This window comes from Streptomyces sp. 6-11-2 (genome assembly GCF_006540305.1).
Classification (GTDB): Bacteria; Actinomycetota; Actinomycetes; order Streptomycetales; family Streptomycetaceae; genus Streptomyces.
Window position 1 is genome coordinate 231429 of record NZ_BJOR01000002.1, and the last position, 25632, is coordinate 257060.

The window sequence follows — 25632 nt, forward strand, 5'->3', positions numbered from 1 at the left end:
GTCCGTCCCGAAACGCCGATTCCGAATCACCCCGAGGCGTCTGGGATACGAGACGGATTGCGGCTCTTGGGCGTAGTAAGAGCGCCATGACCTGGGGCTTCATGGAACACATGGCACAGACTGCTGGATCGGCCGACGCCCCGTCGGCACCACAACGCGACGCCCGGTCGGTGGCCGTCGCCGCGGCCCACACCGACGAGGTGACATTCCCGGGCGTCTACAACAGCGTCAGGCAGCTGCGCGCCGACGCATGGAACTCATTGGCGGAACTGACGCGTCGCTTGAGCCTCGGCCCGAGCGCCGACAGCCGCCCGGAGCCGTTGACCGACCAGCTGGCGGAACTGTTCCGGCTGCTGACGCCGATCGAGAACTGCTATGCCTTTCCCGGCAAGGCGGGCCTCGGCGAGCTGCGCCGGCTCCACGAGACCGGTGACCGGCGCCGGCTGGCGGAGCGCGCGGACGACCTGAACCTGGCCCTGGGCACGGACACCTACCGCAATGTCTCGACGGCACCGGAACACCCCGAGGAAGCAGTCACCGAGGAGCCGTCCTCGCACGAGCCCGCGGCCAAGCCGTACTTCGAAGTGCTCGTCGTCGGAGATCTCGACGAGACGGAGGAACAGGCGCTGCGGGAGACCCTGCGCCACCTGCGCCGCGCCGAGGACGAGTTCGTCTACGACCTCGTCGTGGCCCCCAGCTTCGAGGACGCGGTGATCGCGGCGCTGGTGAACCCCAGTCTTCAGGCCGTCGTCATCCGCCGCCGATTCGCCAACCGTTCCCGGCACGACCTGCAGGTGGTGCGGCGGTTCTTCGAAGGAACCGCCGCCGAGGCCCTCCCGGAGGAGGACCGGTTCGAGCAGCGGGCCCAGGCGCTCGGCGCCCGGTTGCTGGAACTTCGGCCGGAGCTGGACCTCTACCTGATGACGGAAGGGGCGGTGGAGAGAACCGCCGGCACGCTCAGCCGGGGCTTCGCCCGGGTCTTCCACGCCCGGGAAGGGCTCCTGGAACTGCACCTGTCGATCCTGCACGGCATCGGCGAACGCTACACGGCACCCTTCTTCACCGCTCTGCGAGCGCACAGCCGGCGCCCGACCGGGGTCTTCCACGCTCTGCCCATCTCCCGCGGTACCTCCGTGGTCGGCTCCCACTGGATCCCGGAGATGGCCCGCTTCTACGGGCTGAACATCTTCCTCGCCGAGACGTCCGCCACCAGTGGCGGCCTGGACTCGCTGCTGGAGCCCACAGGTCCGCTGCGGGAGGCGCAGGACCTCGCGGCCCGGGCGTTCGGTGCCCGGCAGACGTACTTCGTCACCAACGGCACGTCCACCGCCAACAAGATCGTGGTGCAGGCCCTGGTCCGGCCGGGCGACATCGTGCTCGTGGACCGCAACTGTCACAAGTCGCACCACTACGGGCTGATGCTCGCCGGTGCCCATGTGGTCTACCTCGACGCCTATCCGATGGACGAGTACGGCATGTACGGGGCCGTACCGGTGGAGGAGATCAAGCGAAAGCTGCTGATGCTGCGGCGGGAGGGCCTGCTGGACCGGGTCAGGCTCCTCCTGCTCACCAACTGCACCTTCGACGGGATCGTCTACAACCCCGCCCGGGTGATGGAGGAGTGCCTGGCACTCAAGCCGGACCTGGCGTTCCTCTGGGACGAGGCCTGGTTCGCCTTCGCCCGCTTCCACCCGGTCTACCGCCGCCGCACCGCCATGGCCGCGGCACGCGAGCTGACCGACCGCTACCGCGACGCGGACTACGCCGGACAGTACGCCGCGCACCGCGAGGCACTCGGGGACGACCCGGACGACGAGACCCTGCTCAGCCACCGTCTGATGCCGGATCCGGACACCGTCCGCATCCGCGTGTACGCCACCCAGTCGACACACAAGACGCTGACGTCGCTGCGCCAGGGCTCCATGATCCATGTCTTCGACCAGGACTTCAGGCACAGGGCGGCCGAGACGTTCCACGAGGCCTACATGACGCATACGTCGACGTCGCCGAACTACCAGATCCTCGCCTCGCTCGACCTCGGCCGCCGGCAGGCCGCCCTGGAAGGCTTCGAACTGGTCCAGAAGCAGCTCGAGCAGGCGGGCGTGCTGAGGGACGCGATCGACCAGCACCCGGTGCTGAGCCGGTACCTGCACTTCCTCACCACGCCCGAGCTCATACCCGCCCGGTTCCGTTCCTCCGGTGTGGACCAGCCCCTGCGGACCGGGCTGGCGAAGATGGCGGCCGCCTGGGAGGACGACGAGTTCGTCCTCGATCCGACCCGGGCGACCCTGCACATCGGCCGCACGGGCATCGACGGGGACACCTTCAAGCACGAACACCTCATGGACCGCTACGGCGTCCAGGTCAACAAGACCACGCGCAACACGCTGCTGTTCATGACCACCATCGGAACCACGCGCAGCGCGGTCGCCTACCTCATCGAGGTGCTCGTCAAGATCGTCGAGGAGCTGGAGGAGAACATCGAGGAGATGAGTCCCCGCGAACGTGCCCTGCACCATCGGCGAAGTGCCGCCCTCGGCGCCGGGTCCGCCGCCCTGCCGGACTTCAGCGCGTTCCATGCCGCGTTCCGTCCGGGCGTTCACACACCGGAGGGGGACCTGCGCAAGGCGTTCTTCCTGGCGTACGACGACGACAAGTGCGCGTACGTGATGGCGGACGAAGTCGCCGAGGCCGTGGCGGCCGGGCGGGAGGTCGTCTCGGCCACCTTCGTCACGCCCTACCCTCCGGGCTTCCCCGTGCTCGTCCCGGGCCAGGTGATCAACGAGACTGTGCTGCGGTACATGGGAGCTCTCGACACTCGTGAGATACACGGATACCGGCCCGACACCGGGTACCGGGTCTTCACCGAGTCCGCGTTGAAGGAGATGACGGCATGACGGGCAGCCAGGTGCTGCGGGCGCACGACCGGCCGGCGACGCGCTGGAAGAACGGCGGCGGTCTGACCCGGGAGGTCGCCGCAGACGGCTCCAGCGCGGGTCTGGAGGACTTCGTCTGGAGGGTGAGTCTCGCCGACGTCGCTCGCGGCGGTCCGTTCTCCTCCTTCACGGGCGTGGACAGGATCATCACCGTCGTGGACGGGGCGGGGATGGAGCTGAACGTCGACGGTGCCTCACACACCATCGCCGACGCGTACGAGCCCTTCTCCTTTCCGGGTGACGCGGTCACCGACTGCCGGCTGCTCTCCGGCCCGATCGTCGACCTCAACGTGATGACGCGGCGCACCCGCGCGACGGCGCACGTCCGCATGGCCCGTGAGACGTTCTCCGTCGTCCCGCGGACCGGGGTCCTGGTCCTCGTGATCGCCTTGACGGGCACGGTGGCCGTCGAGGAGTCCGGCGTCACCCTCGACCGGTTCGACGCGGTCCTGTTCCCGGACCGCGACGGCGGCACCCTTCGTGTCGACGGGGTGGCGGCGGTCGTCGCCCTCACCACCAGCTCCGGTTCGCCCGGGACATGACGGGGGCGGCCACACGGGGCCGACCCCGGCCGGTTTCTCAGTGTCTTCTCAGCGAGCGTCACCGAGGCTGGAGGTGTCCTGGAGACGACCGGGTCCTTTTCGCACAGGGGAAGCGAGTCCTTCTCGCATCGAAGAGGAGGAGCCCATGGTTTCCCGCACCGCAGCCCCACCCGTCTCTCCTCACCGGGGCCATGCGGCCTCGGCGACCGGGGGCACCGGTGACCGGCTGAACCGCTTCTTCGACGACGCCTGCGACCGCACTCCGTCAGCCCCGGCCCTCGAATGCGGATCGTGGCTCCTGACGTACGCCGATCTCGACGCGCGGGCCAACCGGGTGGCCCGGCACCTGCACCGGGCCGGCATCGGTCCGGGCAGCCGCGCGGCCCTGCTGCTGCCCCGGTCCGTGGACATGTACGCGTGCCTGCTGGGCGTGTGCAAGGCGGGCGCGGCGTTCGTGCCGATCGACCCGGCCGCGCCGCCGGACCGGGTCGCCTTCATCCTGGGCGACGCGGGCGCGGCCGTGGTGCTGACCACGTCGGCGCTCGCGTCCGGTGCCGCCTGGGCGGAGCGGTGCCGGACGTGTCCGGTGATCGAGGTCGACACGTGTGCCGCGGATCTGGCCGCCCTGCCGCCCGAGCGGCCCGCCGCCGCGGCCGGGGACGTGGCCGATCCGCTGGCGTACGTGATGTACACCTCGGGGTCCAGCGGCAGGCCGAAGGGCGTGGAGATCGCGCAGTCGAGCATCTGCAACTTCCTGCGCGTGGTGGCACCGATCTACGGCGTACGGCCGCACGATCGCGTGTACCAGGGCATGACCCTCTCGTTCGACTTCTCCATCGAGGAGATCTGGCCCACCTGGGCGGCCGGCGCCAAGCTCGTCGCCGGACCGGGCGGCCCCGGGCAGCTGGGCGACGATCTCGCCGGCTTCCTTGACGAACACCAGGTCACCGCCCTGTACTGCGTCCCGACGCTGCTGGCCACGATGTCCCGTGACCTCCCGCGGCTCCGCAAGGTCGTCGTCGGCGGCGAGGCGTGCCCCGCCTCGCTCGTCGAGCGGTGGAGCAGGCCGGGACGGCGCATCCTCAACACCTACGGACCGACCGAGGCAACCGTCACCGCCACCTGGCAGGAACTCCGGCCGGGGCGTCCGGTGACCATCGGCCGCCCGCTGCCGACCTGCTCGGCCGTCCTCCTGGACGAGCGGCTGCGGCCCGTGCCGCACGGCGCCGTCGGGGAGATCTGCCTGGGCGGTCCGGGCCTCGCGCGCGGCTACACGGGACGGCCCGACCTGACCGCGGAGCGCTTCGTCCAGCACCCCTCGGCGCCCGGTTCGGGCCGCCTGTACCGCACCGGAGACCTCGGCAGGATGACCGACGACGGGGAGATCGAGTACCTCGGCCGGGCCGACGCCGAGGTGAAGATCCGCGGCTACCGGGTGTCCCTGGAGGAGATCGACAACGTGCTGCTGGAGGACCCCGGCGTGGCCCAGGCGGCCACCACCCCCGTGTCACCGCGCGACGGACCCGACGGTGACCGTGTTCTCGCCGCCTACGTCGTGCCCGCCGGGGACGGCGCGGTCCCCGACGACGATCTCGCCGCCCGGCTGCACCGCCGCCTGCGCCGGTCGCTGCCCGCCTACATGGTGCCCGCGACACTGGACTTCCTCGATCGGCTGCCCGTCATGCCCAGCGGCAAGACCGACCGTACGAAACTGCCCGCACCCACCGGCCGCCGCCTCGCCGGCACCGGCCCCGTGACGCCGGTCCGCGACCGGCTCGAAGCCAGGGTGCGCGACGCCTGGGCACGGACGCTCGGCATGGACCCCGGCGAACTCTCCGCGCAGGCCGACTTCTTCACCGACCTCGGCGGTCACTCGCTGCTCGCCGCCCGCGCGGTGTCGCTGCTGCGCGACCCGGGCGGCGGACCCGGCCCCACCCTGCGCGACCTGTACGAGAACCCGACCGTGACCAGCTTCGCCGCCCGGCTGCGCTCCACGGCCGACGCCTCCCGCGCGCCGCGGCGGCCCCGCCCCGCCCCCCTGCGCCACGGCCGCGCCCGCATCGCGCGGGCCGGACTCCTCCAGGCAACGGCCTTCTACGTACTGCTCTTCCTGCTCACCGGCCCGGTGGCCGCGTCCTTCGCGCTGAGCCACGGACAGGTGTCGGGCAGCGAGGCCGCCGGGCCGGCCGTCTCGGTACTGGCCGGCTGGTTCGCCGTACGCTGGCTGGCTCCCGTCCTTCTCGCGCGGCCGCTGGCGGCGGGCATCCGGCCCGGCCGGTACCCCCTCTGGGGGGCGACGTACCTGCGGCTGTGGCTGTTGGACGTGCTGCTGCTGGGGATCAGCCCGCTGCGGATGCTCAGCGGATCCCCGCTCATGGGTCCGTACCTGCGGCTCCTTGGCGCCCGCGTCGGCCCCCGCACCACCATCGCCACCGGCTTCGTCGGCCTGCCCACGCTGCTGGGCGTCGACCGGGACGCCACGATCGGCTACGGCGCCACGCTGCGCCCCTGGCAGGTCGCCGACGGATGGGTCACCATCGCCCCGATCACCGTCGGCGAGAGGGCGTACGTCGGCGCCAACGCGGTCCTCGAACCAGGCGCCTACCTGGGCCCCGGGTCCGCGCTCGGTGAGCAGTCCGTGTCGGGCCCGGGCAAGGCCGTCCCGGCCGGAGCGCGCCGCGCCGGATCGCCCGCACGCCCGGTCGAGGCACTCGCCCCGCTCGTCGAGACGATGCTGCGCGACCGGACCGAGGCGGATCGCTGGCGGCCCCGCCAACTGGCCGCCGTCGTGCTCGGTCTGGTCCTGCTGGAGTCCATCGTGGTCGCCGCGGCCGTGCCGAGTGCCGCCCTTCTCTGGTGGGCCTGGTCGAGCGGTGACACGACCGCCGCTGTCGCCGCGACCCTCTTGTCCGGCCCGGTCTTCGTGGCCACGGTGTGCGTGGTCGTCGCCGCCGTGAAGCGCGCGGTCCTGCCGAGGACACCTCCCGGAATCCATCCGGCGCGCTCGGCCCTGGGCGTGCGCAAGTGGATCGCCGACAAGCTGCTGGAGCAGAGCCTCACCCTCACCAACTCGCTCTACGCCACGCTCTACACCGTCCCGTGGCTGCGGCTGCTCGGCGCCCGCGTCGGCCGGCGCGCCGAGATCTCCACCGCGGCGCACATCGATCCCGACCTGCTCACCCTCCGCGACGGCAGCTTCGTCGCCGACATGGCCGGCGTCGGCGTAGCCGCCTTCGCGGCCGGACGCATGGCCTTCGAACCCACCGACATCGGCGAACGAGCCTTCGTGGGCAACGCGGCGCTCGTCCCGGCCGGGACGAGGCTCGGCCCCGGCTCTCTCGTCGGCGTGGGCACGGTGCCACCCCCGGAGCGCGTGCCCGACGGCAGCACCTGGCTCGGCTCACCTGCCCTGCGGCTGCCGGTGCGCCAGGACAGCGGGTCCTATCCGGAGGAGAAGACGTTCCGGCCCACCCGCAAGGCCGTACTCGGCCGCCTGGCCATCGAGTTCTTCCGCGCCACCCTGCCCATGTCCGTGCTCGCGACCGCCGCCTTCCTGTACCTGCTCGCCCTGTCGGACACCGCCCGCCGCACCGGGCCGTGGGTGCCGCCGCTCGTGTCGCCGCTCTTCGCCGCCGGGGCGGTGCTGGCGGTCATCGGGTGCTGCGTGCTCGCGAAGTGGGTCGTCGCCGGACGGTACCGGCCGCGTGTGGAGCCCCTGTGGAGCCTGTTCGTGCGCCGCACGGAGTTCGTCACCGGCCTCTTCGAAGCGGCGGCGGTACCCGCGGGCGTGGGCGCCCTGGTGGGGACGCCCTTCCTGCCGCCGGTGCTGCGCCGGCTCGGTGCCCGCATCGGACGGCGCACCTGGATCGGCACCACGTACCTCACCGAGTTCGACCTCGTCGAGGTGGGCGACGACGCCTCGATCGGCATGTTCGTCTCCCTCCAGACCCACCTGTTCGAGGACCGTGTGATGAAGATGTCCACGGTGAGCGTCGGCCCCGCCGCGAGCGTGGGTACGCGGACCGTCGTGCTCTACGACACGCAGGTGGGCGCCGGTGTCCGGCTCGGTGCGCTGTCCCTGGTGATGAAGGGCGAGCGTCTGACGCCGGGAACGAGCTGGCACGGGCTCCCCGCCGAAGGAGACGACAGCGCGCCTGCGGACGGCGGGCCGACGGCGTACCCGGGGTGAGGTTGCCATGACACACCTGAGGCATTCCGGGGCCGCCGCCGGGCGCCGCCCCCTCGCTCTCGTCTACCGCGGCCCGGCCTCGTCGCCCGGCTGCCCCGAGGCGGTCGCCGGACTGCTCTCCTCCGGGCCGTGGAACCTCGACGTCCGCTTCACCGGCCCCCACGAGGCGCTTCCGCTCTCGGCCGGACTTCTCTCCCGGGCCCTGCTGTACGCCCAGCCCGGTGGCGGCACGCTCGCCTCCGCCTACCGGAGACTGCGGTGGCGGCGCCGGGCGATCCGCGGCTTCGTCCGCGACGGCGGGCGCTACCTCGGGTTCTGCCTCGGCGGCTACCTCGCCGGGGCCACACCGGGCTTCGCCCTGCTCCCCGGTGACACCGACCAGTACATCTCCTCCCCGGGAGCCACCGTCCATGAGGAGAGCGACACACTGATCACGGTGACCTGGCGAGGCCGCCCCCGCACGGTGTTCTTCCAGGACGGCCCCCTCTTCGACCTCGACGAGGACGCCGACGCCACGGTCCTCGCCACCTACGACAACGGAGCCCCCGCCGCCCTCGTGACCCGCTTCGGCCGCGGGCGGGTCGCGGTCACCGGCCCCCACCCGGAGGCCACGACCGACTGGTACACCGACCACGGCCTGCCGGTGCACCACACCCTGGACCTGACCATGGACCTGGTGGAATCGGTGATGGAGACATGACCCCACCGCCGCGGCGCACACATTCCCCGGCTCCCTCCCGGGAAACAGCCGCTCCTATCCGGAGCTATCGTGGTTCTCGAGAGGCTGCCATGCGGACGCTGATCATCGAGGACGAGCGCGCACTCGCCGAGGCGATCGCCGACGGACTTGCCGCCGAGGGCTTCGTCTCGGACCTGGCACACGACGGCCCGGACGGACTGTGGCGGGCCCTCCACGAACCGTACGACGTCATCGTGCTCGACATCATGCTGCCCGGCCTGTCCGGGTACGAGGTCCTCAAACGCCTGCGGGCGGCCAGAGCCTGGACCCCGGTACTCATGCTCACCGCCAAGGACGGGGAGTACGACGAGGCCGACGCCCTCGACCTCGGCGCCGACGACTACCTGAGCAAGCCCTTCTCCTACGTCGTGCTCGTCGCCCACCTCCGGGCCCTGCTGCGGCGAGGAGCACCCGCCCGTCCCGCCGTCCTCACCGCCGGAGACCTCACACTCGACCCCGCCCGCCGCCGCTGCAGCCGTGGACACCGCGAAATCGACCTGACCACAAGGGAGTTCACCCTCCTGGAATACCTGCTCAGGCACCTCGACGAGGTGATCAGCAAGACGGACATCCTCACCCACGTATGGGACGAGCACTTCGACGGCGACACCAACATCGTCGAGGTCTACGTCGGCTACCTCCGCCGCAAGATCGACGCGCCCTTCGGCCGCCGGACCATCGAGACCGTCCGTGGTGCCGGCTACCGGCTGCGCGGCGGTGCGGGGTGACCCATGACCGCGGGCATCCGGTACTGGTGGGCCCGCCGGTCACTGCGGCTGCGCCTGACCGCCGCCGCGGCAGCGGTCATCGCCGCGGGGCTGGCCGGAGCCGCCGTGCTGCTCGTCGTCTGGCTGCACGCCAGCCTGATCAGCGGACTCGACCAGACCGCCCTGCAACGAGCCCAGGTCGTGGCGGCGGACGAGGACAGCGACCAGATCACGGCGGAAGTGCCCACCACCGACCACGGGGGAGTCGCCGTACAGGTGATCGCGGGGAGCGGGAGAGTGCTGTCCAGCTCGGCCAACCTGCGTGGCCGGCCGCGCGCCTTCACCTTCCCGGCGAGCCGGGCCGACACCCCGCACGCCCACACCGTCGACGACATTCCCGTGGGGACGGGCGGGACCTGGCGCGCCGTCGGCGTCCCCGCGGGCGCCACCCGTGACCCGGTGACCGTCTACGTGGCCGTACCCACCGAGAGCGTCGATCACGGCCTGGCCCAGCTCACCGTTGGTCTGGCCACCGGAGTCCCGGCGGTCGTCGCCGCCCTCACCGGAGTCGTGTGGCTGCTCACCGGGCGCGCGCTGCGCCCCGTGGACGGCATGCGCGCCCAGACCGCCGAGATCACCGCCTCCGACCTGAGCCGCCGCCTCGACGTACCGCCCGCCGATGACGCGCTCGGCCGGCTGGCCGCGACCCTCAACGACCTGCTGGCCCGTCTGGACACATCGACGCGGCGGCAGCGGCGGTTCGTCGCGGACGCGGCCCACGAACTGCGCAATCCCCTGAGCACCCTGCACACACGCCTGTCCGTCGCCGCGAACCACCCCGGCCTGGCCGACGGGCGGTCCCTCGCCACCGGACTCCTGCCGCAGACCGAACGGCTCACCCGGCTCGTCGACGACCTGCTCCAGCTCGCGCGGCTCGACGCCCGCCCGCGGCTGCGGGCGCGCCCCGTCGACCTGGATGAGATCGTCTTCACCGAGGTGCGCGAAGCCCGTCGGCGGACCCGGCTCGTCATCGACCAGCACGCCGTCGGCGCGGCACGGGTGGCGGGCGACGAGGACGCCCTCGCCCGTGTCGTACGCAACCTGCTGGACAACGCGCTGCGCCACGCCAGCGCCCGGATCGACGTCAGCCTCCACACGCTCGGCGACACCGCACAACTGACCGTCGCCGACGACGGGCCGGGCATCCCCGAGGCCGACCGTGAGCGCGTCTTCGGGCGCTTCACCCGGCTCGACGACGCCCGTGCCCGGGACACCGGCGGCAGCGGTCTCGGCCTCGCCATCGTCCGCGACACCGTCACGGCCCACCACGGCAGCACCCACATCGAGGACAACCGCCCCGGCGCCCGGCTGGTCGTCCTGCTGCCGACGGCGGGGCAGGGTCTTGAAGAAGGGTGACAGGGTGAAAGGCGATACCTCGGCCCCTCAGGCCGTAGTGGCACGCAGCGAGAGGAACTGGAGCACACCGAAACCGGCGACGGTCATGGCCTGCACGGGGATCCAGACCGCACCCGCGGTCGTCGGCGAGAACCAGGCGAGCATCGCGACGATGCTGAGCACGGCCCACAGCACATTGGCCTCGATGACCGCCTTCACGGCGAGGGCGGACGGCTGCTTCCGCGCGGCGAGGCAGCCGACCCCCGCGGCGTACAGCACCAGGAAGATGCCGAGGTCGAACAGCAGACCGGATCCGATGCCGAGCAGGTTGCCGACCGGCTTCGAGTCGATCATGTAGACCAGCCCGTTGACGCCGGTGACGACGGCGTCGAGAGCGAGGAAGCGGCGCAGCATGGTGTGCGGGTGGTCGGTGCGGGAGAGGGTGCCGAGCAGGGTGGCGGCGGACATGCCGATCAGCCTCCGTCGAGGTCGAGAACACGGGTCACCGGGGTCGTGGCCCGTGCGGAGTGGACCGTCGGGCCCCGGTGACTCCCACCTTGACCGGTTCCCTACGGAAGATCGATTACCGCTGAGGTAATGCGACAGGTCAGCAGGTCAGGACATGGACGCGGCGGACACCACGCGCATGCCCAGCCCGCGTACTCGGTAGATGCACGTGTCGTCGCCCCACAGCGTCGCGTCCGCCGTCGCGTAGGGTCCCCGGGCGTCCGTGCCGCTCTCCACGATGTCCATGTCCACCCGGATCAGCCGGTTGGCCGGGGTGATCTGGCCGCGGTACGTCCAGGTCGCCTCGCGGCCGGGCAGCACCGGCTCGAAGCGGGGGTGCGGGATGCCGTCCGCCGCGCCGCGCTCCAGCAGGTGGTACTGGAGCAGCTGGCACATGGCCTCGACGCCCAACGACCCAGGCTGCACCGGGTCCTGGAAGAAGTGCGCCCGGAAGAACCACTCGTCCGGGACCACGTCCTTCTCCGACCGCAGCCGCCCGAGCCTCCTGCTGCCCCCCTCCGGCCAGGAGCCGGTGATCCGGTCGAGCATCAGCAGCATGGGGCCCGGCAGCCGCGGCTCCCCGGCGCAGTGGCGAGCGGGCCGGGCGGTCAGATCGACGATGTGGTCACAGGGCTCGTCGAGGCGCGCCCGGTCCTCGGCCGACACCGAGAGACCCTGCTGGTGGTCGAAGGCCGACGGCGGGAAGTAGCCGAAGGCTGTGGACAGTTCGAACAGCGGCATCCCGTCGGCCGTGCACCTCACCCGGAACGACTCGATGATCATGTCCCCGCTGTGGGAGACACGCGTCAGCTCGGCGTGGGTGCGGACCGTGCCCGTCGCCGGAGTGACCTCACCGGTGACCGTCCCCGACCCGTCGAGGTTGCGGAACAGCAGATCCGTGTCGGTGGTCAACGCGCTGCCCACGTAAGAGGCCAGCCACCCGCAGGGTTGCAGGGCGATCTCCATCAGGACGGCGAACGGCATCGCATGGCCGCCGCTCTGCTCGAAGTACCAGGCCCGCGCGGGCACGTCGTACTCCGCGACGACGCTGCTGCCCTCTTGCATACCGCCCTGCGGACCGTCCACCGCCACGATCCGGCTCATGAAGTGGTACGGGGGACCGGGCAGCCGCGCGACCCTGCGGGTGCCGTCGAACGGCTCGTACGCGGTGCCGAACGCCTCACTCGGTCTGCCCCAGGCACACGCCAGCAACGAGGCGTAGCCGAAGGGGAGTCCGTCGGCCGCCGTCGCGACCGGCTTCTCCTCACGGTGCCCGGCCAGCCCGCCCAGCAGGGGGAGCGGCACCGGTGTACCGCTGTCCTGCACGACGGGCGGGCCCGAGCGCCGCCAGTGCGACAGCGGCCAGTCGGGCACCAGCCGCAGCGCCACGTCCTGTCCCAGGAACGCCTTCGTCCCGTCCACCCAGCCCAGCACATCGGCGTACAGCGTCGGCACCGGCCCGGCCGAGACACCGCGCACGAACACCTCGTAGACGACCCGCCGGCCGGCCGGAGTCGCCTGGCCCCGGCACATCGCCCTGACGGGCCGACCGTCGACGGGCTCGAAACGCCAGCCGTCCCGGTCCACGGTGAAGCCCATGGCCGTCAGGTAGAACGCCATCGCCTGGAGACCGCCCTGGAGCATCAGGGTGCCCGGCATGCAGGGGTCGTTCCTGAAGTGCCCCGCGAAGAACCAGTCGTCCGGCGACAGAGGGGTTTCGGCCCGCAGGTAGCCGCGGCCCCACGGCCCTCCGGCCGGGTCGAACGCTGTCACCTCGTGCAGCAGCCGCAGCCTGCCGTCGTCGAGCCCCGGTGAGCGCACGTGGGCCGCCGTCGCCTCCCAGCCGGGGCCGAAGCAGTCCGCCGGCCGCCCCTGGGCCAGGGCGCGCACCCGGTCCGCGTCGAATCGGGTCCGCCCGCAGCGCACGGCGGGCGGGTCGAGCGGCAGGTCGTCGCCGGGCGGCCGCTCGGCGGGATCCCACCGCACACCGCCGCTGCCCGTGAGTTCCTCGAGGGTGAAGAACCCGGCCTGGCCCTCGCGGACGCTGAGCCGGAGTTCGCCGTCCACGTAGCAGTCGTAGTGGAAGAAGGACAGCCGGACGCCGTCGTGCTCCGCGTGGCCGTCGACGTGGATCTCGTAGCGCAGGGTGTCGCCCGCTTCCGGCGGGCTGCCGTGGTACGTCACTTCGCAGCCGAGCAGCCGATAGGCGCGCTCGCCCCGGTTGAGGAGGTCGACGCCCAGCCAGCTGAGCAGGAGCAGATCCGCCTGGCCGGCCTCGATCATCAGCCCGGCGGGCATACGCCCGGTGGAGTCCAGGTACCAGCTGTCCGGCAGGACGTCGGTCTCCGTCCAGATCGTCCCGTCGGTGCGCACCGGGCCGGGCGCGGCGAGCGCAGCCGGCACGGCGTCGATGCCGGTGACCCGGTCCGCGAGCAGCATGGGCGGCCCGGGCATCCGGGTCTGCACCGCGTACGCGTCCTGCTCGGCGAACCGGGGGCCGAACAGCGTGGAGATCTCCCGGGAGGCGAGGTGCTCCAGTTGGGCGCGGTCGAACTTCGGCCCCGGCCTGAGGGGTGCCGTGGGTGCCGTATCCGGCGGGGGAGCGGGCACGGGTGCCGGGCGGGGCGTGGGCCGTGCGGGGGCCGGCGGCGGCCCGGCCGTCGGACGCCTTGCCGGGAGGACCGGTGGGCCTGAGGGCCGTACGGGCACGGGCGCGCCGCTCCTCAGCGCGGTGACGGCGAGAGCGGACATCCGCAGGAACCGCTGATGGGCCTCGGTGTGCCCGGCGAGGATCTCCTGGTGCAGCGCGGCGACGCGCCGGCTCTGCCGGAGGACCGCGGCACGGGCGCCGGCCTCCTGTGCCTCCCGACCGTCCCACTCCGTCGGCCGGACGTCCGGCAGGGGGCGCCGCCGCACGGCACCGGGTGCCTCTGACGGGCGGGCCGCCCGGTCCGGCACCGGCGCCAGTTCGGGGGCCCGGGGCAGGGTCACCAGGGCCGGCTCCAGCGGCGGCAGAATCGGAGGCGTGGGGACGGGCACGGTGACGGTGGGCCCGGGACGCGGGACCTCGGTGGCCGCTTCCGCGAGCCGGGCGAACAGCTCGTCGGCGCGGACCGGCACCCCGGCGGCGACGAGTTCGGCCACCGCGAGGCACGGCTGCCGCAGCCCGGTGTCGCCCGGGGTGTCCAGCGCGACGGCGACATGCTCCCGGTCGCCCAGCACCCGCTTGATCCAGCCGGTGCACAGCTTGCGCGGCCCGTGCTCCACGAAGATCCGGACGCCGTCCGCCCACGCCTGCTCGACCGTGGCGGCGAAGTCGATCGTGTTCAGCCCCTGCGCGGTGAGCGCCTCGGCGGCCCGTTCGGCCGTCGGCCGGTACGACTGCCCGGTGGCCCCGCTGTAGAACCGCACACCGGGCACGTCGACGGTGGGCTGGCGGTGGGCCTCACGCCATACCTCTCGGATGTCCGCCAACTCCGGTGTGTGGGCGGCCATGTCGTAGTCGAGCCGGATCGCGCGGTCGGCGCCGATCCTGGCCACGACGGCCGCGCACGCGCGCGACTCGCCGCCGATGACACAGACTCCGGGCGCGTTCACCGCCATCAGATGGACCGCGGCCTCGGCGGCGAGTTCGGCACGGACCGCCTCCAGGGGCGCGGTGACCAGATGGCTCGACCAGCGGGAGCCCTGGATGCCCAGGCGTTCCCAGTGGCGCCGGACCGCCCGGAGTTCACCGGTGAGTTCGGTCGTGAACAGACCGCTGTCCCGGGTGGCGTCGTACAGCCTCGCGGCGTCCGGCCAGGCACCCAGCGCCACCAGGGCGGCCGACTCGCCCGAGGAGTACCCGAGGGCGGCGTCCGGCCGAAGCCCGAGCACTTCCCGGGTGAACACGGTGTGGAGGACCGCGAGTTCGGCGGCGGCCCAGATCTGGTCGAGCACTGCGGGCTCCGCCCGGGACCGCAGTCGCGCACCGATCGCCCCGTGCCGGGCACGGACGGCCTCGCCGAGCGACGGCAGTGCGAGCAGCAGCTCGTGGCCCATACCCGGGTACGTGGCCGAGCCGTTGGTGTACACGAACGCGGTCCGCCCCGTGACCGGCCTGTCCCGGTACACCACATCGGCCGGCCGGGCACCACCCCCGGTCAGCCAGCGACGGGCGGCCTCCATACGGCCCGGCAACGCGTCGTCGTCGGCCACGAGCGCCAGCCGGGCCGGTCCGGCGCCGGACTCCGCACCGGCCTCCAGCGCGGCCAGCACCCCCTGCCGGTCGGCCCCGGAGAAGACGTGCAGGCGCGGAGCCGGGCTCCGCAGCCACGGCCGGGCGTCTCCCGCGCGCAGTCGGACACTCGCGGTGGGCCCTTCCAGCGGTGTCACCAGGGCCTTGGCGGTGTACGCGACGGCCGCGGTGTCCGCGGGACCGCCCGGACGCGGCACCGCGCGGTGCTGGAGCGACAGCGCCGCGACCGCGACGGAGACCAGACCATGCGCGGCGTGAGCGCGCCCGAAGACGGATGCCGGGTCGAACACCGCGTCCGGGCCGTCCCCGATGACCATGTCGGGTGCGCCGGCGGAATCCTCGTCGAGCAGGGCGACGACGGTGTCGCCGTCCCTGCGCGCGGTGTCCAGGGACTTGAGGACCAGGACGACGGCGGCGTCTCCCGGTTCGTCCTCGTGTCCGAGTTCCCGCTGGGCGGCCCGGTGCACCGCCTCGCAGGACAGGTCGGTGGCACCGACGAGCGCGGCGTCGACCTCCCCGGACCGGACGGCCCGGGCCGCGAGCTCCAGCGCCACCAGCCCGGACGCCTCCTCCGCCGAGACCGCGAACCCCGGTCCCGCCAGGTCGAGTTGGGTGCTGATCCGATTCGCCACGAGGTTCGGCATGCTGCCCACCACCGCCTCCGCGGTCATGGGCGGCACGAACGCGTCCCGGGCGAGGCCCGCCGACGCTGCCGTGGCGGGCAGACCGGCCTGTTCCAGCCAGTGGGGAACCCGCCAGCGGGCACCCGCCCGGGCCACCTCGGGGTCCACCCCCATGCCGACGACCACCATGGTCCGCTCCCGGGGCAGGGACACCGACCGTACGGCCTCACGGGCGGCCTCCAGCACCAGGAGCTGATGACGCACCGTTCGCCGAAGGGCCAGCGGCGGGAAGCACAGGTCCCTCAACTCCACGGCGATCTCCGTCGCGGGGCCACGCCGTTCACCGCCCAGCACCGCCCGCCGGAAGTCCTCGGTACAGGTCCCGTCGCCGACGCGGGCGCCGAGAGCCACGATCGCCACCGGTGCACGGCCGCCCGGCGATTCCCGCGTCCGGGCCGGGGCGGGCACGGCGGCGGACGTCGGGCGGTTCGGCCGCGGAACGGCCGGCACCGGGTCGCCGTCCGGAAGGTCCACCACCAGATGGGCGTTGGTCCCGCCGAACCCGAACGCGCTCACCGCCGCCCGGCGCTGCCCCGACCACGGTTCCGGCGCGGTCAGCACCCGCAACGGCGTGCCCGCCAGCGCCTCCAGCGGAAGTTCCGCGCCGAGCGTCGCCGGACGGACCCCCGCGCCCAGCGCGCCGAGCACCTTCAACAGCCCGGCCACGCCCGCCGGGGCCAGCAGATGTCCGACGTTCGACTTCACCGAACCGATGGGCACGTCGTCACCGGCCCCGAAGACCCGCGCCATGCCGCGCGCCTCCACCGCGTCCCCGACCGGCGTCCCCGTCGCATGGCACTCGACGAGCGACACGCTCTCGGGCGCGACGCCCGCCGCGTCGTACGCCAGGCGCATGGCCCGGACCTGGCCCTCCTCCGACGGACTGATCAGCCCGGCGCCGCGCCCGTCGTTGGACAACCCGACACCGCGGATCACCCCGAGTACGGGCAGACGGGCGGCGCGGGCCTCGGACAGCCGCATCAGGGCGACGAACCCGGCGCCCTCGCCGTGCACCAGCCCGTCCGCGTCCCGGTGGAAGGGCCGGCTGCGCCCGGTGCGGCTCGTCGCGGACAGCCCGCAGAACCCCACGTGCAGGTAGAGGGGGTCCGCCCGGCTGACCGCACCGGCCACCATCAGGTCCGCCGTGCCGTCGTGCAGCCGGTCGCACGCCAGCTTGACCGCGTACAGCGACGACGCGCAGGCGGCGTCGAGGGACCACGCCCCCGCGCCCAGCCCGAGCGCCCGGGCCGCGAGCCGGGCGGGCAGCCCGGACGAGAAGCGGTTCCGGGCGTCGGGCCGCTCCCGGCGCTCTCCTGTCAGCAGGGCGTCACGGAGCGGGGGTCGCTGGGCGGACAGCCAGACGTGCTCGGCGAAAGCCGCCCCCGAGGGCGTGGGATAGGACAGGTTTCCCAGCACGAGCCCGGCGCGCGGCAGCGGGCCCTCGCGGCCCGCCTCCGTGAGCGCCTGCCGGACGCCGTACATGACCCAGTGGAAGAGCGGGTCCAGCGACAGGATCCGCTCCGGGGCGATCCGGAAGCCGCTCGGGTCGAAGACGGACTCGAACCCCCGTACGTACCCCCCGACATCGGTCCAGGTGCGGTCGAGGTGGTCGTCCACCGAGCCCATGGCCCAGCGGCGCGGCAGCCGCCACCGGCCCTCCGGGACGACCGACAGGCTGGTGCGGCCCGCGGCGACGTTGTCCCAGAACGTGTCCGGATCGAGCGCGTCGGGCAGTACACAGCCCCGGCCGACGACGGCGATCGGTTCGAATTCCATGCGGGTCTCACTTCACGGCAGGGCACGTGGGCAGGGCAGGGCAGGTTCGCGGGGGCTGGGGGCTGGGGGCTGGGGGCTGGGGGCTGGGGGCTCGGGGCTGGGGGCTCGGGTGGCGCCGGGGCTCAGGAGGGGCGGCGGACGAGTTCCACGCCGAGCAGTTCCAGGCGGACGGCTCCGTCGGAGTCGATCAGCGCCACGTCGCAGCGCGCCCCCGTGCTGTGCACCTTCCGGCCCCGCAGCACACACCGCACGGTGCCGTCCACGGGGCCGCGCCGGTGCACCCTGCACTCCGCGACGGCCATCGGCAGCGTCGCCGCACCGAGTGCCTCCTGCGCCCAGACCAGGGCGAGTTGGAGCGCGCCGTCCACGGCGGCCGGGTCGAGCGGCCAGTGCTCACCCGGCCAGTCCAGGGCGCGTACGCCCGCGACGGCCGCCTCGGCTCCGTGCTCCGAAACACCGTTCAGCGAGCGGACGGAGCGGAACCGGGGGCCGTGGAAGAGGCACTCCCCGTCGTACAACTCGGCGCGGTCCAGCGGCTTGAGGCCGTCCGGGCCGCCCCACGCGACCGGATCCGGCGCTTCGACCCCGGTGTCCAGCACGGCCCGGAAGTGCGCCATCCCGCTGTCCCCCCGCAGTACCGCCTCCAGCCCCGACGGCGAACCGGCCGCGCCCCGGCTGCCGTGCACGGTGAGCAGGTGGCCTGTGCCGGCCAGTTCGGGCAGGGCGCACTTCTTGTACACCCGCAGGTCGCGCAGGACGAGCGGGCCGGCATCCGGCAGCCAGGCGGTGGCCGCCCCCGCGAACCAGTTCAGGACCATCGCCACCGGCAGCACGGGAACCCCGGCGATCGCGTGGTCGGCCAGTTGCGGCAGGCTGTCCGCCCGGACGAGCAACTGCGTCGGACGCGGATCGCCCGCCGGGGACAGGGCCGCCGGATCGTCCCCGGCCACCAGGACGACACGGGCCTCACCGGCTGGGCCGCCCAGCTCGGCCGTGAACGCGGCCGCCCCCTGCTCCAGAGGGATCAGCGGAACCCCGGACCGGCTGAAATGCCCGACCAGAGCGGGCGTGACCATACCGCCGCGCCACGGACCCCAGGCGACGCACCGCACCAGGCAGCCGGGGCGGCGGGCCTGTTCGGCGGACGCGACCTGACCCAGGATCTCGTTGGCCATGGCGTAGTCGCTCTGACCCGCGTTGCCGGACACGGCGGCCACCGAGGAGAACAGGCAGATCACGTCCAGCGGATCGTCCGCCGTCGCGGCCAGCAGCGCGCGCAGACCGTCCACCTTGGTGGACATCACCAACTCGACCTGCTCGTCGGTCTTGTCGGCGATCAGCTTGTCGGCCAGCACTCCAGCACCGTGCACGATGCCGGTGACCGGCCCCCACGCGTCACGTACGTCGCGCAGCGCGGCGGCCACGGCGTCGCCGTCGCGGACGTCCACCTGGACGTACCGGACGGGGGACCCCGCCTCCTCCAGCGCCGCGAGCGTCGCCCGCACCTCGCGCGCGGCCAGGATCTCCCGGGCCCGCGCCGCGATCCGGGCGGGTGAGGAGTCCGCAGCGTCGTCTGTGGAGCGCTCGGCGAGCAGCCGGGTGAGCGTCGGCTCGTCGGCGGCGGACGCGAGCCCCTCGGGCTCGGGAACCGGTGCCGTCCTGCCCAGCAGCACGATCCGCGGACGGTGGGTCCTGGCCAGGTCCAGCAGCGCGGCGGCGGTCACCCCGCGGGCTCCTCCGGTGGCCACGATCACCGACTCCGACGTGATCCGCCGGATGCCGCCGGGCATCACCGGCGCGGGTACCGCCCGCAGGGTGGTGCGGGTACCGTCCGCACGAAGACCGACCTCCGGGTCGGGGCCGCCGTCGAGCAGTTCCCGCACGATCGCCTCGGCGACCTCCTCGTCGCTCCGGCCGCCCCGCTCGCAGTCGACGGCCTTGACCGAGACGCCCGGCCACTCCTTCGCCGCGGTCCTGGTCAGACCGGCGACCCCGCCCAGCCATGCGCGGTCGGGTGCGTGCCCGCCGAGCCCGAAGTCGCCTCCGGTGTCCTGCACGGTCACGAACAGCCCTTCCTGTGCGGCCGCTTGTGCCGCCGTCGTGCACGCCGCCGCTGGTGCCGCCACCGTGCGCGCCGCGCGGAACACCGACCGGTGGACCTCCCGCGCATCGTCCGGCGCGCCGCCCCCGGTCAGCCCGCCGAGGTGTACGACACGGCGCGCGCCCTCGGGAACCTCCGCCACGGCGGTGGCGTCCACGCCGTGCTCCACGAGCTTCCGCGCGACGAGGGCGGTGATCGCAGAGCCCTCGGGGCCCCCGTCCGTCACCACGAGCGGCCCGTCCAGGAGCCCCGCTGTCGCCAGGCCGGACGCCGGAGATTCCACCGCGCGCTGTACCAGCCTCGTCAGCGCCGTCTCCTGCCCGGAGCCGGTGCGCATGGCGGGGATCTCCGGGACGGCGGCGGGCGTCTCGGCGGGGGACCCGGTCACGGCCGGGGAGTCCGGCGCGGGGGCAGCGGGCGGCCGGCCGCCCGCGGTGAGCGCCTCGACGATCTCGCGCAGCGTGCGGAGCTTGCCGAGTTCTCCGACGTCTCCCGTCGCCACGTCGCCCACGCTCCGGCGTACGGCCGACAGGATCTCGACGCGCTTGATCGAGTCGACTCCCAGATCCGCCTCCAACTCCATGTCCACGTTGAGCATCTCCGCCGGGTAGCCGGTGAGCCGGGCCACCACCGAGAGCAGTAGTTCCTCGAGTGCGGGTGCCGACAGAGGCGCGGCATCGGTGGCCGGGGACGGGGGATTCACCGGGACGGCGGCCGGTGCCCGGTGCTCGGCGGCGACCGGTGCGGGCGAGAACGCCTCTCCGGGGTCGGCGGGAACGCGGGCGGGCATGGCCTCGGGAACGCCGGCCGCCACCGGGACCGGCGTCACGGGCGCCGGAACCTGCCGGGGCGCCGAAGGACGGGGGAGGGGCAGCGGTGCCGCGGGAGCCGGGGCGTCGAGCCCACCGCCCACGCTCCGCACGCCGAGCATCGCGGCCAGGGTGGTCTCGGCCATCCGAAGAAAGGCCACATGGCTGTCGGTCAGCATGCGTTGACAGGCCGCGTGGGCCTCCGCCGTCTGCCGCTGGACGCTCTCCACCGCGGCGTACCACTCGGCGCCCAGGGCGGCCCCGGGCTCGGCACTGTACGCGGCGACGGCGTCGTACGCGGGCTCCGGATCCTGGACGGGTGCCGTCCCGGACGCCGCCGACTCCGGCGCGTGGGCGGGAGCGGGGGTGTACGCGGACATGGGAACCGCCGGGATGTCGGACATGGGTACGGGATGCGGGTGGGGATGTTCCGACACAGGCGCAGGCGCAGGCGCAGGCGCAGGCGCGGGCGCAGGCGCGGGCGCAGGCGCGGGCGCAGGCGGCGCCGGCGGTTCGGCGGCTTCCGTGCGAGGCGGGTAGAGCTGACCGTAGTTGGCTCCGCTGATCTTCACGGTCATCCGGGGCGCGCGCTCCTTCACTGAGGTTCCAGGCGAGGCGTACGGCGCCCAGAGGGGATCGAAGTCGAAAGGGACACCGCGTACGGCGAGTTCGCCGAGGGCGGTGTGCAAGGTGGTGACGCCGGACCGGTCCGGCCGGTCCAGGGGGACGGCCGCGTGCTCGCGGTCACCGAGGATCTGTCCGACCAGGCCGGTCAGCGCGGTTCCCGCGCCGACCTCGACGAAGGTCCGCACTCCCGCCGCGTACATCGCCTCGATCTGGTCCTGGAAGAGCACCGGTGAGGCCAGATGGCCGGCGATCCGGCGGCGTACCTCGTCGGGCGATGACGGGTACGGGGCCGCGTCCGCGTTGCCGTACACCTCGATCCGGGGCTCCGTGAGCGGGACCGTGCGCAGGAACGCGGCGAGCGGCTCACCGGCCGGGGCGACCAGCGGGCTGTGGAACGCGGTCGACGTGCTCAGCCGGCGTGTGCCGACACCCTCGGCCGCGAACCTCTTCTCCGCGCGCGCGACAGCCTCCGTCGTACCCGAAAGCACCACCTGGCGCGGCGAGTTGTGGTTCGCCGGCCAGATGTCGCCGAAGTCGTCGGCGGCCAGCACCGACACCACGTGCTCGCGGTCCGCCGCCACGGCCAGCATCGCGCCCGGTACGACGGCGGCGTCCCGCATCAGTTCACCGCGCCTGCGGGCCAGACCGACCAGCGCGTCGGCGTCCAGGACGCCGGCGCCGTGCAGCGCCACCAGCTCACCGAAACTGTGGCCCGCGACGCAGTCCGGTCGCAGCCCCAGACCTCCCAGTACGTCCAGCAGCGCGAGCGCGTGCACCGCGAGCGCGGGCTGCGCCCACTCGGTGGCGGCCAGACGCGCCGCCTGTGCCTTGCGTTCCTCGTCGGTGAAGGCGGGCGGCGGGAACACCACCCGGTGGAGGGGCCGCCCGTCGAACCGGGTGCCGCCCAGCCGGTCCCACACGGCCTGGGCGGCCGGCGACAGCATCGCGAGGTCGGCGCCCATCCCGACGTACTGGGATCCCTGCCCGGGGAACAGGAAGGCGAGCCGGCCGGGCGCCGGGCCCCCGAAGGCGTACCGGACGCCGTTCGGTGTCGAGAACGCCGCGCCGGGCCGCTGCCGGATCAGCGTGAGCGCCTGCGCGCACTTCTCCCGCAGATCCTCGGCGCCGGTGGCGACGACGGCCAGTCGCACCGGGTCGGTGGGCGAGAACGCGCGCTGGCTCTCCCGGGCGAGCACGGCCAGCGGACGATCGCCGTCCGCCTCCGGAGGCACCAGGTCGGACGGTGACGCACCGCTGAACAGGACGAGTTCGCTCGGCGCGGAGCGATGGCGCGGCGGCACCCGGGCCGGGGTGCCCGAGGGCACGTACTCCTCCAGCGTGACGTGGAAGTTGCTGCCCCCGAAGCCGAAGCTCGACACCGACGCCCGGCGCGGATGACCGGCGGGCCGTACCCACGGCCGGGTCTCGGTGTTGACGTAGAACGGGCCGTCCGGGGCTGCGGCCGCCGGGATCGGCCGGTCGACCTTGATGGTCGGCGGCAGCACCTTGTGGTGCAGGGCCATGACCGCCTTGAGCAACCCCGCCGCACCCGCCGCGCACTTGGTGTGCCCGATCTGCGACTTGACCGAGCCGAGCGCGCACCACTGCCCGTCCGTATGCCCCGACGCCTCGAACACCTCGCGCAGGGCGGTCAGTTCGGCGGCGTCCCCGGCCTTCGTACCGGTCCCGTGCGCCTCGACCAGCTCCACGGTCTGCGGACCGTAGCCCGCCTGCTCGTACGCGCGGCGCAGAGCCCGTGCCTGACCGTCGGGAAGCGGCGCGTAGATCGCCGTACTCCTGCCGTCGGACGAGGTGCCGATGCCCCGGATCACCGCGTGGATCCGGTCTCCGTCCCGCTCCGCGTCGGACAGCCGCTTCAGTGCGTACATGACGACCGCCTCGCCGAGCAGGGTGCCGTCCGCCGCGTCCGAGAACGGACGGCAGTCACCGGTGCGGGAGAGCGCGGGCGTCTTGGAGAAGCACAGGAACATGCCGATGTCGTTCCCGGTGTCCACGCCTCCGCTGATCACCAGGTCGGCCCGCCCGAGCGCCAGTTCACCGACCGCCGTGGAAAGGGCCGCCAGGGAGCTGGCACAGGCGGCGTCGGTGGTGTGGTTGATGCCGTGCAGGTCGAACCGGTTGGCGATCCGGCCCGCGACCACATTGCCGAGCAGGCCCGGGAAGGTCGACTCCTGCCATGGGCTGAAGTGCGCCGTGATGCGGTCGCACACGGCTCGCGCCTCGGCCTCGGCGAGGCCGCTCTCCCGCAACGCCTTCAGCCACACGGGGCGTTGGGCGCGGCCGTACATGTGCGGGAGCAGTTCCAGGGCGGCCGCGCCGAGGACGACGCCAACGCGGTCCCGGTCCAGGCCCGGCAGACCACCGGCGTCGGTCAGCACCTGGTCGGCGACCATCAGGGCGAGCAGTTGGGAGGTGTCCGTCGCCGTCAGGTTGGCGGGTGGCACACCGTACGCCAACGGGTCGAAGTCCACCTCCGGCAGGAAGGCGCCCCGGCGGGCGTACGTCTTGTCGGGGGCGGCCGGGTCCGGGTCGTAGTGGTCCGCCACCAGCCAGCGGGAGGCGGGAACTTCGGTGATCAGGTCCCGGCCCCCGGTCACGATCCGCCAGTAGCCGGCCGCGTCCGTCGCGCCGGGCACCAGGGCGCCGACACCGACCACGGCGACGGGCACCTGCCCGGGGGTGGAGGCGGGCACGGTGGAGGCGGACACGGTATCTCCTCGGAGCTGGACGGCTGCTGCTGACGCCCGCGGGGCGCCGGGGCCGCTCATGCCAGCCCGCACGGGGTGTAGGCGAGCGCCTCGGACGGCAACGGGACTCCGTAGGTGCGCAGTTGATGAGCGCGGGTGAGCACCGCGGCGCCTTCGAGCAGGTTGAGCGCGATCTGCACCACGGACCGGTTCGCCGGGTCGGCCAGGAACGTGCCCGCGACCCAGCGGTTGAACGCGCCCATCGCCGGTCCGCACCAGATCTGGTAGTCGGCACGCCGGGCCGTCTCGCCGGTGATCGCCCACCGGCTGGAACTGCCCAGGTACCAGCGGAAGACCAGCGCCATACGGTGCCTGGGATCGGCCTCCGCACGCGTGATCTCCGAGGGGTCGCGCCGCTCCCAGAACGCGCGCGTGCGCTGCCAGACCTCGTCGAACGAGGCGCGCAGCACGTCCCGTTCGAGCGTGGCGCGCACCGTGGGAGGGATCTCCTCCAGCGAACCGTGCGCCCGGTACGCCGCGTGGAGCCTGTCGGCCCGCCGCGCGAACATCGTCCCCCGGGACAGCACTTGCAGCGTGACCCCGAGTTCGAACATGTCCGCCGCCGGCGCCATGGCCACGTCGGCGACATCCGCCTCGCAGAGCATCGCCTTGGCCTCGTCGGACAGGCCCGCCTCGACGGCCGTCTGGTTCACCGATCCGACGACCACGTAGGACGCGCCGAGGGCGAAGGCGGCGGCCACCGCGGCCGGCGTGCCCAGCCCGCCGGCCGCGCCGATCCTGACCGGCCGGGGGTAGCCGAACCGCCGGCACAGCGCGTCGCGCAGCAGGACGATCCGCGGCAGCAGGGCCGACAGCGGCCGGTTGTCGGTGTGGCCTCCGCTGTCGGCCTCCACGGTGATGTCCTCGGCCACCGGAACCCGGGCCGCCAGACCGGCCTCCTCCGGGGTGAGCCTCCCGTCGGCGACGAGCCGGTCCAGCAGCGCCGCCGGGGCGGGGGAGAGGAACCTCTCGGCCACCTCGGGCCGGGAGACCTTGGCGAGCATCCGCGTGCGCCGGACGATCCCGCCGTCGGCGCCGCGGCGCAGTCCCCGGGCCGAGCACAGCACGACGGCCGGGGTCAGTTCCATGAACGCCGACGCCGAGATGCGGGGCACACCGCGGTGCGACAGCAGCTCGGCGACGCGGAACTCCAGCGCGGGTTCGGCCGGTGAGTGGATGAGGTTCACGCCCCAGTTCGGCCGGGACCGCAGCTCCTGGGCCAGCGCGTGCACGGCCCGCTCCACCTCGGTGTACGCCAGGCCGCCGGCGCCGAAGAACCCGAGCATCTCCGCCCGCGCCATCGCGGAGACCATCCGGGTGGTCGAGATGCCGTTCGCCATTTCCCCGGCCACATAGGGGAAACGGACGCCGTGCGCCTCGCAGAACGTGCGCCCGCCGAGCCACTCGGGGTACAGCGGCGGCAGCGTACCGAGCACCGGGCCGTCGGGTACGGGGCCGGTCGCGAGGCCCAGCTCACGGCCGCTCGGCCCGCCGACGATGTGCACGGGTTCCCGGATCCGTCGGGCACGGGCGGCGATCTCCTCCAGGGAGAAGACCGGTGAGGACGCGGTGGGGGCGTCGGGGGCGGAGAGGACGGGCACGGAGGGGCTCCAGCG

The 25632-nt window shown here is 73.4% G+C and carries 10 protein-coding genes; 6 read left to right on the top strand and 4 right to left on the bottom strand.

Annotation, left to right across the window (positions count from 1 at the left end; all coding sequences use genetic code 11):
* Positions 1-110: 110 nt before the first annotated feature.
* The 6 genes from TNCT6_RS37240 to TNCT6_RS37265 all read left to right on the top strand — a co-directional run bounded on the left by TNCT6_RS37240 (position 111) and on the right by TNCT6_RS37265 (position 10529).
* Positions 111-2897 carry an aminotransferase class I/II-fold pyridoxal phosphate-dependent enzyme gene (locus TNCT6_RS37240; protein WP_141367534.1) on the top strand — a complete coding sequence of 929 codons (2787 nt, stop codon included), beginning with the start codon at positions 111-113 and terminating at the stop codon, positions 2895-2897.
* Positions 2894-3478, top strand: coding sequence for a HutD family protein (locus TNCT6_RS37245; protein WP_141367536.1), 585 nt, complete (start codon positions 2894-2896; stop codon positions 3476-3478). The genes TNCT6_RS37240 and TNCT6_RS37245 overlap by 4 nt, the downstream gene beginning before the upstream one ends.
* 145 nt (positions 3479-3623) lie before the next feature.
* Complete coding sequence (locus TNCT6_RS37250) at positions 3624-7667, top strand: Pls/PosA family non-ribosomal peptide synthetase (RefSeq protein ID WP_141367538.1); 4044 nt, start codon at positions 3624-3626, stop codon at positions 7665-7667.
* 7 nt (positions 7668-7674) lie between these two features.
* Positions 7675-8367: a BPL-N domain-containing protein gene (locus TNCT6_RS37255; protein WP_141367540.1), complete on the top strand. Its 693-nt coding sequence runs from the start codon at positions 7675-7677 to the stop codon at positions 8365-8367.
* A gap of 89 nt (positions 8368-8456) precedes the next feature.
* On the top strand, positions 8457-9134 hold the full coding sequence (locus TNCT6_RS37260) for a response regulator transcription factor (RefSeq protein ID WP_141367542.1): 678 nt from the start codon (positions 8457-8459) through the stop codon (positions 9132-9134).
* Between the two features lie 3 nt (positions 9135-9137).
* Positions 9138-10529 carry a cell wall metabolism sensor histidine kinase WalK gene (locus tag TNCT6_RS37265; protein ID WP_172633286.1) on the top strand — a complete coding sequence of 464 codons (1392 nt, stop codon included), beginning with the start codon at positions 9138-9140 and terminating at the stop codon, positions 10527-10529.
* A 27-nt stretch (positions 10530-10556) separates the two neighbouring features.
* Here TNCT6_RS37265 and TNCT6_RS37270 read toward each other — a convergent pair whose 3' ends face one another.
* From TNCT6_RS37270 to TNCT6_RS37285, 4 genes are all read right to left on the bottom strand, one after another.
* Positions 10557-10976, bottom strand: a complete 420-nt coding sequence (locus TNCT6_RS37270; RefSeq protein WP_141367544.1) for a hypothetical protein — start codon at positions 10974-10976, stop codon at positions 10557-10559.
* Positions 10977-11123: 147 nt separating this feature from the next.
* Positions 11124-17711, bottom strand: coding sequence for a type I polyketide synthase (locus TNCT6_RS37275; RefSeq protein ID WP_141367546.1), 6588 nt, complete (start codon positions 17709-17711; stop codon positions 11124-11126).
* A gap of 122 nt (positions 17712-17833) precedes the next feature.
* Positions 17834-24037, bottom strand: a complete 6204-nt coding sequence (locus TNCT6_RS37280; RefSeq protein ID WP_141367548.1) for a type I polyketide synthase — start codon at positions 24035-24037, stop codon at positions 17834-17836.
* Positions 24034-25617, bottom strand: a complete 1584-nt coding sequence (locus TNCT6_RS37285; protein ID WP_141367550.1) for a PfaD family polyunsaturated fatty acid/polyketide biosynthesis protein — start codon at positions 25615-25617, stop codon at positions 24034-24036. Before TNCT6_RS37285 ends, TNCT6_RS37280 begins: the two co-directional genes overlap by 4 nt.
* Between the last annotated feature and the right edge of the window lie 15 nt (positions 25618-25632).